This window comes from Dictyobacter aurantiacus (genome assembly GCF_003967515.1).
In the GTDB taxonomy this organism is placed as follows: Bacteria; Chloroflexota; Ktedonobacteria; order Ktedonobacterales; family Ktedonobacteraceae; genus Dictyobacter; species Dictyobacter aurantiacus.
Genome location: NZ_BIFQ01000001.1, coordinates 3,501,163 through 3,515,043 on the forward strand (window position 1 = coordinate 3,501,163; position 13,881 = coordinate 3,515,043).

At 53.1% G+C, this 13,881-nt stretch carries 9 protein-coding genes and 2 tRNA genes; 3 read left to right on the forward strand and 8 right to left on the reverse strand.

Annotated elements, in window-relative coordinates; all coding sequences use genetic code 11:
- Positions 1-80 precede the first annotated feature (80 nt).
- Entirely contained in the window at positions 81-764 is a 684-nt protein-coding gene (locus KTT_RS14205) for an HAD family hydrolase (RefSeq protein ID WP_126596596.1), read from the forward strand.
- Between the two features lie 83 nt (positions 765-847).
- On the opposite strand, the gene KTT_RS14210 is transcribed toward KTT_RS14205, so the two are convergent.
- From KTT_RS14210 to KTT_RS14225, 4 genes are all read right to left on the reverse strand, one after another.
- Positions 848-1,735 (reverse strand): hypothetical protein, encoded by an 888-nt coding sequence (locus KTT_RS14210; protein WP_126596597.1) that lies wholly within the window; start codon positions 1,733-1,735, stop codon positions 848-850.
- A 166-nt stretch (positions 1,736-1,901) separates the two neighbouring features.
- A complete protein-coding gene (locus KTT_RS14215) occupies positions 1,902-3,116 on the reverse strand; it encodes an acetate/propionate family kinase (protein WP_126596598.1) in 1,215 nt (404 codons plus the stop codon).
- Positions 3,117-3,215: 99 nt separating this feature from the next.
- The gene (recG, locus tag KTT_RS14220) at positions 3,216-5,960 is read right to left on the reverse strand and encodes an ATP-dependent DNA helicase RecG (RefSeq protein WP_126596599.1); all 2,745 of its coding nucleotides are present in this window, start codon (positions 5,958-5,960) and stop codon (positions 3,216-3,218) included.
- A 142-nt stretch (positions 5,961-6,102) separates the two neighbouring features.
- On the reverse strand, positions 6,103-7,287 hold the full coding sequence (locus KTT_RS14225) for an ArsA family ATPase (RefSeq protein WP_126596600.1): 1,185 nt from the start codon (positions 7,285-7,287) through the stop codon (positions 6,103-6,105).
- A gap of 388 nt (positions 7,288-7,675) precedes the next feature.
- Here KTT_RS14225 and KTT_RS14230 point away from each other — a divergent pair, with 388 nt between their 5' ends.
- Entirely contained in the window at positions 7,676-8,641 is a 966-nt protein-coding gene (locus KTT_RS14230; protein ID WP_126596601.1) for a phytoene/squalene synthase family protein, read from the forward strand.
- Positions 8,642-8,969: 328 nt separating this feature from the next.
- Here KTT_RS14230 and KTT_RS14235 read toward each other — a convergent pair whose 3' ends face one another.
- The 4 genes from KTT_RS14235 to KTT_RS14250 form a co-directional block, all read right to left on the reverse strand.
- Complete coding sequence (locus KTT_RS14235; protein WP_126596602.1) at positions 8,970-9,182, reverse strand: hypothetical protein; 213 nt, start codon at positions 9,180-9,182, stop codon at positions 8,970-8,972.
- A 710-nt stretch (positions 9,183-9,892) separates the two neighbouring features.
- Positions 9,893-12,367, reverse strand: coding sequence for a leucine--tRNA ligase (gene leuS, locus KTT_RS14240; protein ID WP_126599621.1), 2,475 nt, complete (start codon positions 12,365-12,367; stop codon positions 9,893-9,895).
- Between the two features lie 195 nt (positions 12,368-12,562).
- A tRNA-Ala gene (locus KTT_RS14245) sits at positions 12,563-12,638 on the reverse strand.
- A 251-nt stretch (positions 12,639-12,889) separates the two neighbouring features.
- Positions 12,890-12,962: transfer RNA gene (locus tag KTT_RS14250), tRNA-Ala, on the reverse strand.
- A gap of 460 nt (positions 12,963-13,422) precedes the next feature.
- Between KTT_RS14250 and KTT_RS14255 the strand changes: the two genes are divergently transcribed.
- A complete protein-coding gene (locus KTT_RS14255; protein WP_126596603.1) occupies positions 13,423-13,875 on the forward strand; it encodes a hypothetical protein in 453 nt (150 codons plus the stop codon).
- Positions 13,876-13,881: the final 6 nt, after the last annotated feature.

Sequence of the window (13,881 nt, forward strand, 5' to 3'; positions counted from 1 at the left end):
GGCTGATGAGTGATAGGAATGTGCCAGTCTCTCATCAAACATTTTGATGGAGAGAATTTGAGAGTGAGGAGTATGTTTATATGTCACAGAAACGGCCGATCAAAGGCGTTATTCTAGATATTGATGGAACCCTGATAGAGAGTAATGAGGCCCATGCCAGGTCGTGGGTAGACGCGATGGAAGAAGCTGGACATCATGTGGCCTTTGAAAAAGTTGCGCCTATGATTGGAATGGGTGGGGATAAAGTTTTACCCGAGTCCTTGAATATCGCCAAGGACAGTCCCGAAGGAGAGCGCATCAGTAAGCGGCGTAAAGAAATTTTTAAGCAGAAATACCTGCAGACGGTGAAGGCGCTGCCGGGGGCCGCAGACCTTCTGCGGCACATGCATGATAAGGGATTGAAGCTGGTGATCGCGACCTCATCTGATCCCGACGATTTAAAGAATCTATTACAGCTCATTGGTCCACATATCGAGGATCTGTTTGAGAATGCAACTACCTCCAGGGACGCGCCGCAATCTAAGCCCGATCCAGATGTAGTGCATGTGGCCATTGAGAGGATCAAATTAAGCCCTCAGGAACTGATAATGACAGGTGATACCGCCTATGATATCGAAGCGGCCAATCAGGCCTCTGTGCCCACCATCGCTTTTCGTTCTGGTGGATGGAGCGACCAGGATCTCAAAGGTGCAGTAGCCATTTACGATGGGCCAGCAGATCTCCTCCAGCATTATGATGAGTCGCCATTGGCTCAGGGATTGTAATTACGCCATAGGCAACAAGAAGGGAGCGCTCCGCGTTAGCAGGCGCTCCCTTCTTGTTACTTTTGTATGCCCGTCAGGCATTACTAAATGCCGAGGTATACGCGATATTTTGCCCATTGGGCAGCGATGAGGCTACGCATTTGCGCACCCGTACGGGGTGTATAGAACAGAGCGGCAGCGATACCCACGATCAGGCCCAGTCGGAACAATTTTCTTGCCCGCTGGCGCTTGTGCTGATAGTGCGCATACTGATCCTGAACAGATTCAGGGAAGTCTTTAACGTTCGAAGCTGCTTTCTTCAGGTTTTTTTGCGCCTGCTTCGAGCTTTTATTCAGGACGTCCTGGGCGGTCGCTAAACCTGGCCCTACGTTGCCCTGGATATTCTCCTGCAAATGACTCAACTGCTTCTGAGCTTTTTGCAGATTCTTCTGAGCCTTCTTGCTATTCTTCTCGAGCAGCTCCTGTGCCAGTTGGGACCCGGTTCCTAACACGTCCTGGGCTTTCTGCGTGCCAGTTCCCAGCAGATCCTGAGCCACCGATGCGCCACTTAACAGGGCATCCTGAGTTTTGCTCAAGCGTGAGCTGGCCGTATCCTGAGTCTTTGACTGGAAGGACAAAAAGCCCTTTTGTGCTTTCTTCTGATTTTTCTTGAAGCGTTTCCAATCCTTTTTGTTCTGCTTCTGCCTATCTTTAAGCAGGAGACCGGCTGTACCAGCTCCAGCCAGGATGGCACCCTGTGTTTTGGTCAAACCAGACTTTACATTGCCATAGGTTGACTGCGCCGTATCTTTTGTGGCGCCATAGGTTGACTGCGCGGCGTCTTTCGTGGCCTCGTACGCAAGTTGTGCAGCATCTTTGAGGTTCTCATAGGTTGACTGCGCCGACGACTGGGCCTGCTGGGTTTTCTCTTGTGCCCGGTCGTATTTTGCTTGCGATGGATTAGATGTCAAGCGATCTAATAGATTAGCCATACGCCCTCCTTTCGCTTGCTGAGTGCTATATTGAATTTATTTGTTTTTGTATCGTACTGCTTACTATAACCACGCTCTACCTGCGTTTGTAGTTTCATTTAGTATACAGGGTACTGCAGAGCAATCGATGGTCCTGGATGCTCTGTTCGTTCACCAGTTGTCTGCGCTATTTTTGTTTGACGATGCCCCAGCATTCGCGGGCGATCTCCCAGTCCTCTTGCGTGTGGACGACCAGCACGCGTACCGTGGAGTCAGCGGTGGCGATGTCTGTATCAACTGGTGAAGCGTTATTTTTCTGCTGATCTATCTTCAGGTTCATGAAGCTGAAGTTTTCACAGGCGCTGGCTCGTATGCCGGAGTCATGTTCGCCGATGCCCCCGGTAAAGGTTAACACGTCGATCCCCCCGAGGGTGGCGATCATGCTACCAATGGCGGAGCGCAGACGATGGGTGAAGATAGCGAGCGCCAGGTTGGCGCGTTCGTTGCCCGCCTGAATTTCTTTACGGATAGCACGTACATCGCTTGAGATGCCAGAGACGCCCTTGAGTCCTGATTGTTTGTTCAATGTCTGGTCCAGCCTGTCCGCGTTATAGCCTTTTTCGCGCTCCAGGTAGAGCAGGATACTGGGGTCAATGGAGCCGGAGCGTGTGCCCATCATCAGACCTTCCAGCGGTGTAAAGCCCATTGTGGTGTCGATACTGCGTCCATTCTTGATTGCCGCCAGCGAGCAGCCATTGCCGAGATGACAATTGACCAGCCGTAGCTCTCCAATATCTTTGCCCAGAATCTGGGCGCTGCGCCGTGTGCAGTACTGGTGACTGATGCCATGAAAGCCGTAGCGCTGGATATCTTGCTCGTACCACTCGTATGGACCGGGATAGACCTTTGCTTCGAGAGGCATCTGTCGGTGGAACGATGTGTCAAATACCGCTACCTGCGGTATGTCACCCTTGATCTGCTCAATGGTGTTAATGCCTTCCAGGTCAGCTGGATTGTGTAAAGGAGCGAATACGGCCAGCTTCTGAATGTCATCCTTCACCTGCTGGTTGATGCGTACACTGGTGGTGAACTCGGGGCCACCATGGACAACGCGATGTCCCACTACCGCAATCTCTGAAAGATCATCAATGACCTTTGTATCGCCACTCCAGAGCGTCTTAAGCATCTGGCTGATGACCTCGGTTCGCGTGTCGGTCGACAATTCTTGCTCGCTGGTCTGACCATGAGCCGTTATCTTGAGATCTGTTTTGCCCTGTGTTTTTGTCCAATCGGCCTCCGCCGCCCATAGAGGCTCGGGTGCCGTGGCGGGCAGTTGATCGGTAACTTCGTACAGGCTACTCTTATGGCTGCTCGATCCGGCATTGAAAACCAGAAGTTTCATATAAGGGGTCCTCTCCCAGTAGGGAACTATACAAACTATCCGCTATCTATAGCACGTGTTATGCACAGGTAACGGTGTCGTATGCAATTCAAGCTATCTTCAATGGGGCATGAAGTTCTGCCAGAAGAGGTACATGCGTTCCCGCAGGGGGGCATGTTCTGGCTTACGCAGGTATGGATCGCTTTGCCAGAGCTGTTCGGCCAGTGTGCGTGCCTGCTCGATCAGGGCTGTATCGCTGAAATCCGCGATGCGCAGTTCTGGCATGCCACTCTGGCGCACACCGATGAAGTCACCGGGACCACGCAGCCGCAGGTCCTCTTCTGAGAGCTTAAAGCCATCGTCGGTATCCTGAAAGACTCCTAGCCTCTCCTGAGCCTGGATGCTAGCCTCCGCGCTTAAGACGTAGCAGTAGGATTGATGTTTGCCACGGCCAACACGGCCACGGAACTGGTGGAGCTGCGAGAGGCCAAAGCGATCGGCGTCTTCAATCACCATGACAGTGGCATTTGGCACGTCGATGCCTACCTCGATAACCGAGGTGGCCACCAGGATGTCCAATTCATGATCGCGGAAACTATGCATAATCTGATCCTTTTCCGCTGGCTTCATCGCGCCATGCAGCAGTCCCAGGCGCAGATTGGGAAATACTTCGCGCTGTAAGCGTTCATATTCGGTGGTAGCGGCCTTGGCTGATAAAGACTCCGACTCTTCAATCAAAGGGCAGATAATAAAGGCCTGGCGCCCTTCTGCGACCTGATGAGCGATCTGGGTATAGGCCTCGTTGCGCCGGGCGCCGGTGCGCCAGCGCGTGATGATCTTCTGCCTTCCCGGTGGAAGCTGGTCGATGACCGATACATCCAGGTCTCCATACAGGGTAAGGGCTAGCGTGCGCGGAATGGGGGTCGCCGTCATGACCAGCATATGTGGATGCAGACCCTTCTGGCGTAGCGCGTCCCGCTGCTCAACGCCAAAGCGATGCTGCTCGTCGACGATGACCAGCCCCAGGCTGTGGAAGTTGACATCATCCTGGATCAAGGCATGGGTGCCGATGGCGACCGCGGCCTGGCCGGATTCCAGGGCCTGGCGTGCCGCGTTGCGTTCGCGCTGGCGCTGGCTACCTGTCAACAGGACCGTCTGGACGCCGAACGGCTCCAGCATGGCGCTGATGCTGCGGGCATGCTGCTCGGCCAGCAGTTCGGTCGGGGCCATGATCGCGCCCTGGTAGCCATTGAGAGCCGTCAACAGGAGCGCGGCTGCCGCCACCGCTGTTTTACCGGCTCCGACATCGCCTTGCAAGAGACGGCACATCGGCTTGCTTTTGGCCATGTCGCGGAAAATCTCGTTGATAACACGGTTCTGAGCGGCGGTAAACGAGAAGGGTAGCGTGCCCTCAAATGGTTTGTCGGTGGCGATGACCGACCAGAGCGTCGAGCCTAACAAAGGGGAAGCAGATGGATCGGACTGTGCTTTTTTCTGATCCGCCACGGCGTTATGCTGGCCTGGATTGAGAAAGATACGATGGTCGTAGCGTGTAAATGCGTTGCCGTCCTTCGCCTCGTGCTGCCAGCGTGCGCGCCGCTCCTGCATCCCCAGCTGCAGCATAAACAGCTCATCAAACGCCAGCCGATGATGGGCGCTGGCACGCAGCTCTTCGTTATCGGGATAGTGGATCTGCTCGATAGCGCGTGAGAGCATCATCAGGCGACCGGCGGACTGGATAGAGGTCGGAAGATGGTCCGGTACCATCTTCGCGTAGCGGTCGACCACATACTTGGTGAAGCGGCGCAGCGTTTTGGCGCTCAGCCCTTCGGTCAACGGATAGATGGGAACCATGCGCCCCGTATTGAGCAGATCGCCCTGTTCCGGCAATTCATGGCTGCGCACCGAGAACTCGACCTTGTTGCCAAAGCGCTGCTTGACACCGGTTACGACCAGATAGGTACCGTGCGCGGCCTGTAGCTGCTTTTGCAGGTACGGCTGATTAAACCAGGAGACGTAGAGCTTCCCCGTCTCGTCGGAGATGGTGGCGATGGTGCGCGTACGCCCATTGCCGGTGCGCTTCATCTCCACTTCCCATATCAGCCCCATTGTTGTGGTGACCTCATTGAACGGCACATCGGCGATCCTGGTCAACTGACTATAGTCGCGATGCTCGCGTGGAAAATAGAAGAGCAGGTCGCGCACCGTACGCAGTCCCAATGAGTGTAGGCGTGTTGCTGCCGTAGGACCAACACCTGGAATGGCGGTGATATCGGCGCTCAACAGCGTCAACGAGGTATGCCCCTGGCTCATGCCAGCTTCCAGCCGAATAGGATTGGGCGTATCCTGGCCGGACTCTTTGCTCCTGGCTTGTCTGGGCGTGGCTGCAGACTTACCATGGTTGCCATTAGTGGAGGAAGTTTGGGCGGCCAGATTGGCTTTTGCCGCCGGGGGAGCCACCTTGCGTGGTTCTACCGTTTTTTGCGCTCGCGCATTGGCGGGCGAGCTGGTCGTGGGCGGTGGGGATACCGTTTTGCTGTTAGCTCGCGTTGCTGCTGGCGTGTCTGGCGTGGCTGTTTCCAATTCATTGAGAATTGCCAGGGCCGCCCGCAGGCTGGCGGCGCGCTGAATTGGATCTTGTTGATGATAGCCATGGAGATATTCGGTGAAGCGTTGTAGTGGACCGGCGTCCTGACCCGTACTTTCGCAGAGCGCGCTCGTATCAGAGTACCAGCGCGCCGTAAACGCCTCCACTCCACCAGGCTTTATTGCCAGGTCCTGGTGATTCATACGCTGCTCGTGCTGTAGCACTTTGCGCGCACGCTCAATATAGGTTGTAAGTGTTGCAGTATTGCTGTTTGGCATAAATACGATGTTTTACTCTGTACTATGATGTTCAATATTCAGCGTCCATAATAGAGTGTAATTGGAACATGTGTCAAGTACAAAAACAAGAAGAAGCCCACCCGGGCTTCTTCTTGTTTTTGTACTTGACACATGTTCCAATTCAGGCCGATTTATTCGTTTGCTCTGACGGCGCGCTGAAATGGATCTCCAGCGCCCGATTGACGAAGCGAGCCACGGTCGCCTCCTGATTGGCCAGAATTGAGGGCAGTGTAATGTCGCGCTTGAAATTGCCGATCTCGACCACCATCTCATCGCCATTTTTGCTCATCGACACTTTATCCATCTCGACATGCGGCAAGGGTAAGCGCAGGATATAGGTATCGCCATCCTGCACGATCTCCTGGATGGGACCGCGATGGAAGACCTGGGTGGGATCATTGGTGCCGAAGATGGTGGTGGCCAACTCTCCTAGCGCATCGATGCCCAGGATCTCGCGTGAACGATAGGGAGCCTCCCAGACCGGCAGCGGCGCGAAGGTCTGATGGATGCGCTGGCGCAGCTTCTCCTGCGTCTGGTAGATGTCCTGCATAAAGGCATCCTGATAATCGCCGGCAGGAATGACACGATTGCAGACGACCGCGTCGATTGGATAGCCAAAGAGCGCCAGGTAGGTTTCGGCGCGTAACGCTTCCTTGATCACCATGCGTTCGGGATTGACGACGGGCCGATAGGAGCTGACGGTCGGATCGCTTAAGACCTCGCGCAGCGTTTTCACGCGTTCGCTCAGGGCATTGACGGCATCGACAATCTCGGACGTGGGGATGGGAAGGACCGCCTTGAGCAGGGGACGAGCAAAGCCCAGGTTGTTTTGCAGGCCCATGATGCGACCGGCATACCACTGAAAGGTATCGGGCATGCTCAGGAGTCGCACGGTCTCGCCGGTGGGCGCGGCATCGATAACCACGACCTCAAAATTGCCATCGCGCGCATTGCGATAAATGTTGATCAGGCTGACAATCTCATCCATGCCCGGGATCAGCGCCAACTCGTTGGCCAGCACCGCGTTAATCCCTTGCTTGCGCAGGGTTTTGGTCATAGACTCCTGTAACTTTCCCCATCCCTGGCGCATCTCATCCAGGGCATTAACTTCCTGTGCCCACAGGTTGGTTGCCAGTTCCCTGGGTTCAGAGGTCAGATTGGTCTGTAGACAATCCGCGAGGCTATGGGCAAGATCGGTACTCACCACCAGGGTGCGTTTTCCCTGGGCTGCGGCTCGGACAGCAGTAGCGGCCGAAACGGTGGTTTTGCCAACGCCACCTTTACCAAGATAGAGAATGATACGCATAGAATTCCTTGCTCTATTGTTATTTACTGTATGATCAAACGACCGCGGTCGATCTGTACTCACGTATCGGTCAAACATATCTACGTAGACTGTAGCGCCCGGGTTTGATTGCTGGGGTATACCTGCCAATGTTTCCTGCTATGTTACCCATTTTTATAACGAACTTACATCTATATTGTGATCATGATGCGGTCATATACGAATACTTTTTCTAAGATTGTGAAATTTATACTGATAATAGGATGCGTTTTTTCTACAGCGGCTGTAATATTTGTATTTTTACACTGTTGAATGAAGTATCCTGTTGGCAGGGGGATAATCGGTCGATTATGTATCTTTCAGGAATGCGACTGCTGGCCCCAAACGAAGAATGAACAGGAGATAGAGGATGCGACAGGTACAGCAGGTAACAGATGCTTATGAATACTGTCGTCAGTTGACTCAACGAGCATCGAAGACCTTTTACTGGGGATCACTCTTTTTGCCACAACCAAAGAGGCAGGCGGTCTGGGCAATTTATGCCTTCTGTCGTATGGTGGATGATATCGTTGATGAGGAGGTAGAGGGGGCCGCCCCGGTGGTGGGGCACTTGCGGGGGGTGATCGCTCCGGACAGGGCCATCGATGGCTGGCGTAGTGATCTGACGCGTCTGTATGAGCGGGGAGTGGCGACCGATAATCCGATCCTGCAGGCCTGGGAGCACATGCTGGGTTACTATACTGTTCCGCTTAATCCGGTGTTAGATCTCTTGAGCGGCGTCGAAATGGACCTTAATCAGCAGCGCTATTCCAACTTTGAGGAACTATATCTCTATTGCTATCGCGTGGCCGGAACTGTGGGCCTGCTGACCTCGCCGATATTTGGTTATGAGGATGACAGTGCGTTAAATTATGCCGTCGACCTGGGCATCGCCTTGCAATTGACAAATATCCTGCGTGATATTGGTGAAGACGCGCGCCGGGATCGCATCTATCTTCCGTTAGATGAACTGAAGCAGTTCGGGTATAGCGAAAATGATCTGATGCGTGGAGTCATTAACGATGCATTCCGCGAACTGGTCTGTTTCCAGATGGAGCGGGCAGAGCATTATTACCAGAGGGCCATCCCCGGCGTCGATCTCTTAGAAGCCGACTGTCGGCTGGCCGTACGTCTGAGTGGTACCCTCTATCGTTGCATCCTGGATCGCATTCGCAGCAATAATTTTGATGTTTTTACCATGCGGGCCAGCGTTCCCCTGCAGACCAAGGTGCGCATAGCCTCCACCTACTGGCTGATGCAGCAGGTGGATCCCTATGTCAAAGGGCTCCATTGCTGGAAAGAGCAGTACCAGGATGCGCTCTCCTCGCATCGCTGATGCGAGGAGAGCGCATCCTGCCGCTCTCGCTCGGGCGGCCGCATACGCGGCCGCCCTGTTTTTTAGGGATGGGTGCGACACAACACAGTGGGTGCATCCGCACCCACTGTGTTGTGTCGCACCCATCCATGTATTGTTTTGAAGTAGTGCGTTGTGGGATCCTGCATCGCGCTGAGCGCGATGCGGGATCCCACAACGCACTACTTCAAAACTCTTGTGAGCGCCGTAGGCGCGAACAAAGCGAAGGGGCTCCCAACCATCGGTTGGGAGCCCCTCCGTAAATAAAATGTTGCGCACCTAAAATAGAGTGTAGTAGCTTCCTGAATAATTAGGGTTTAATCTTGCCATTGACAACAAGCAATTTCAGGAATTCCAGCTGACGGAGCACTTCTACGCGATCACTTCCGCCATGCTGATACCATTGCCGCAACCAGAACAAGGAAATAATCTCGTCTGGAGTAAATCCATTACGAGCCAGCTTGTCTGTTTCCGTTTCTGCACTCTGCGAAGTATGTATCATTTCCAAGGGTTGTGTATTCATGTTTCTTATCCTTCCACCAACGCCCTTCATAAGGCACTTCACCGCAGCATGATTTCCGCTTTTTAAGGTACTGACCAGAGATTGCATACATCAAGGTGTAAATCCCTGATATATTAAACGTCTACGACGTTGTTTTTTCAAATACGAACTTAACCTTATCCCCCACCAGATTTCACAAGCTTTTTTCCCTTCCTCCCTACTATCCATTCTTACAAGAGGAAGTATAAGCGGAAAAGATCGCAGTTGCTATCGATTGCGTGACAATTAGAGTGTGAAATAGTTCACAATTAGGGGTTTTTCCCCGACTATGCTACCTGCATACTGTTGAGCAGGCTTATATGAACTATCTGCCCTATATACGTTTGACACTATAGAAAGGTTCCATCCCTGGCTGAGTAAAATCCTCTTTTTTTCGGTATCGCTATGAATTATCATATCGGACGATACCAACCTGAACTGGAATTGATAGGTACAAGCACACTTACTTACATAGACGCTTTACAATGGAGATTGGTGGCAACTTCTCCGCGCCTGAAAGCTACAGGGGATCAAGGCAAGAAGTCAGGACAAGCCCGCTACCTACCATCTATAATTAAGAACAAGAGGGCGGTAAAAAATATTCCCTTTTGTGTTTCAACCCTTGAGGACCCGCGCACGATCGTGCGCGGGTCCTCAAGGGTTGAATATGGTAGTCTTTGGGTGTTCTATACTCAGGCGTTGCGTACGACGATGTTAACCAGGCGGCCAGGAATATAGATGACTTTTTGGACACTGGCGCTACCAATAAAAGATTGGACGCGTTCGTTTTCCAGAGCCAGCTTACGCACCTCTTCCTCGCTGATGTCGGCGGCCACTTCCATGCGTTCCCTGACCTTGCCGTTGACCTGGACCACCAGTGTAAAGGCCTCGTCCTGGGTCAGCTCTTCGACATAAGCTGGCCATTCGGTGGTATGGATGCTGTCTGTGTGACCGATCTGCTGCCACAGCTCATCGGTGATATGTGGCGCGAACGGGGCCAGCAACTGCAACAGGGTGACCAGGGCCTCCTGGTAAGCGGCGCTCTGCGCGACCGGATCGCGTTGCTGTTTAATCAGGGCATTGTTGAACTCCATCAAAGCCGCCAGGGCGGTATTGAAACGGAAGTTGCTCAAATCCTCCGTTACACGCTTGATGGTCTTATGGCGCAGGCGCTCAATCGCCTTACTCTCGTTGCTTCCCTTTGTCGAGGGTGTGTTGATCCAGGTATCGCCAATCAGCGCCCAGACGCGGTTCAGGAAGCGCCAGATGCCCTCCAGGTTGTCGGCTCGGAATGAGCCGCCCGCATCGAAGGGGCCGATAAACATCATGTAGCAGCGCACCGTGTCGGAACCATATTTAGAGACGTATTTGTCGGGTGCCTCAACGTTGCCGCGTGACTTCGACATCTTCTGCCCATCTGAACCCAGGACCATTCCCTGGTGGAACAGGCGCTGGAATGGCTCATCAAAGTTCAGATGCCCCATATCATGCAGAGCCTTCACGAAGAAGCGCGAGTACAGCAGGTGCAGAATGGCATGCTCAACACCACCGATATACTGATTGACTGGCAGCCAATCCTGCAGCTTCTCTGGGCTCCACGCCGCCGTCTCATTGTGTGGATCGGCATAGCGCAGATAATACCAGGAAGAGTCGATGAACGTATCCATCGTATCCGCCTCGCGCGTAGCGGGTCCACCGCAGATCGGGCAGGTCGTGTTGACAAAATCCGGCTCGTAGCGCAGCGGCGACTCACCGGTGGCCTTAAACTGCACATTCTCCGGCAGCCAGACCGGCAACTGATCCTCTGGAACTGGCACCGTACCATGCTCTGGACAATAGACGATCGGAATAGGCGCGCCCCAGTAGCGCTGGCGACTGATCAGCCAGTCGCGCAGGCGATAATTGATCTTGCTGTGACCGATGCCTTTCTCCTCGATATAGGCGATGACACGTGCTTTGGACTCCTCACCGGGCGTCCCATCAAAGGGACCCGAATTGACCATCACGCCCAGGGCCTCCTTCGCCTCCGTCCAGGTGGCGGGATCGGTCGCCTCCTCGCCCTCAGTACGGATCACCTCGCGAATGGGAATCCCAAACTTGCGCGCGAACTCGAAGTCGCGCTGATCGTGGGCCGGTACACCCATGATCGCGCCCGCGCCATAGCTCATCAGTACATAGTCGGCGATCCAGACTGGAATCTTCTCACCGCTGACAGGATTGGTGACGTAGGCGCCTGTGAAGACACCACTCTTCTCTTTCTCGGTACTCATGCGCTCGATCTCGGTCATGCGCCGCGCCTGCGTCACATAGGCATCGACCTCGGCCCGCTGATCGGGAGTGGTAATCTTCTCGACCCAGGGATGCTCAGGTGCCAGTACAAAGAACGTAACGCCATAGATTGTATCGGGACGGGTGGTAAAGACTGGCACCTCCTCGATCTGGCCATTGATCTCGGCGCTGAAGCGAATCTCAGCACCCTCGCTGCGGCCGATCCAGTTGCGTTGCATCGTAATGGTCTTTTCTGGCCAATCCACCACCTCCGAAAAGTCCAGCAGACGCTCGGCGTAGGCCGAAATCTTCAGCAGCCACTGATCGATCTCTTTGCGGATCACCACGCTGCCACAGCGCTCACAGGTACCATCGGCCAGCACCTGCTCGTTAGCCAGGGTCGTATTACAGCCGGGACACCAGTTGGCCGGCGCCTTGGTACGATACGCCAGGCCTTTCTTATAGAACTGCAGGAACAGCCACTGCGTCCACTTATAGTAGTCGGGCAGACAGGTAATCACCTCGCGCTGCCAATCCCACTGGGCGCCCATCGCGCGCAACTGCTTACGCATATTCTCGATATTCGACAGCGTCCATGTACGCGCCTGAACGCCACGCTTGATCGCCGCATTCTCGGCTGGCAGACCAAAGGCATCGAAGCCGATCGGCTGCATCACATTATAGCCCTGCATACGCTTAAAGCGACCATAGGCATCGAACGGGGAATAGTTATACCAGTGCCCCATATGCAGATCCCCCGAAGGGTACGGGAACATCACCAGGTGATAGAAATTTGGCTTCGGCGATTCATCGGAAGCATGATAAATCTGATCAGCCTCCCATCGCGCCTGCCACTTCCCCTCAATTTCCTTCGGATCATACTTGGTATGTGTAATCATCATTCCTCCCCATATATACAGACAGCCTTGAACTGTCTTAAAAAGCCATGTTTTATTTAGAGTGATCTGTCAACATTGCGCTTCAGCACAATGTTGACAGATCACTCTAAATAAAACAATAAAAAAACCTTTCGCCCGCAAAAGGGACGAAAGGTTTTTCCGTGGTACCACCCTGATTTTCGATCAAAGTGGCGTTGGTGGACCTGAGGGGACTCGAACCCCTGACCTCCTCCATGCCATGGAGGCGCTCTACCAGCTGCGCTACAAGCCCATGCATATGTATAACTGGCGCGCGACCAAGATCTACTCTTTATTATACGCGATAACGGGCGTACCGACAAGTGTTACTAAATTCACACTTATTGCTCCCAGGCGAGTTCGGTCTTGGTTGCAACCTCGCACCATCCGGCTGCTCTCTGAATCAGGGCGACCTACTACTCCTGCTCGTCGCTTTCTTTTGACGAAATGTACTATAGCACAAGTGCACGCGATTTGCAAGATATCTATCGATGGTACGATAGGTGGAGATGAGGGGGCTCGAACCCCTGACCTCGACAGTGCGATTGTCGCGCTCTACCAGCTGAGCTACATCCCCATGTGCGTAGATAATAGCACACTTCTATAGACTTGTAAACCCCTATCTGCAACTATTTCCTTGAAGGTTGCGTGTATATACAATGCCGCCGCCCTTTTTTATAGTATGGTGCCTGCTTTGTTCTTATGGTACGGGGGAAACACGTTACTCCAAGAAAAGCAATTTGAGCACGGTAGATGCGAGAACATGGACATAGTAAGCGTCCACACCTCAAATCCTGAGCTACTTTTTAAACTTCATAAATCTATCATAGGCAAACGATGGCACCCCCCAAATGGTCTACCATTCTCCAAAAAAGAGGGACAATGGCGTATAGTGATTGTAGATATTGCAATTATTCATCGATCTCCATCTCCTGGAAAGAACAATCAGAAGCTCGCCTGGCTAGCCAACGTGTTTCTGCTTGGTTAGTAGTACCCATCTGGCATGTGGGGTTATACGTTGAGAGGTACATATAACAATGATTTATTATCGTGTTGCATTTTGTGTAGAGCAAACCCCTGTTGGAAATACAGAACCTATAAATTCGCACTGCCAGGCCCTTACCCAGCAAATGGTTTGGAAGTGGCGTTCAACCTTATTGACGTCCCCGCACGCGCTGTTTACGCTGCTGCGTGCCTATAGCTATATTCCTAAAGAAAACGTGCGTGTCTTCTTCGCATCCTCAGAGGCTGAAATGGATGATATGCTGGTACGGCAAAACGCGGGGCAGATCTCCAGCTCCGTTACTGCAGACCAATTCATGTCTGGTAAACGCATCAATACTATGGACATAAAACGATTAGAGTTTGAGTTGAATACCGATGCAGATCATGATGAGGCATATACGTTTGCTATGCCCGTATCAATTGCCGAACGTATGGCCTGGATCGCTCTCTTGCGCAGGCGTCAGCAGGGCGAATTAGAGAGTTAAGTCAAC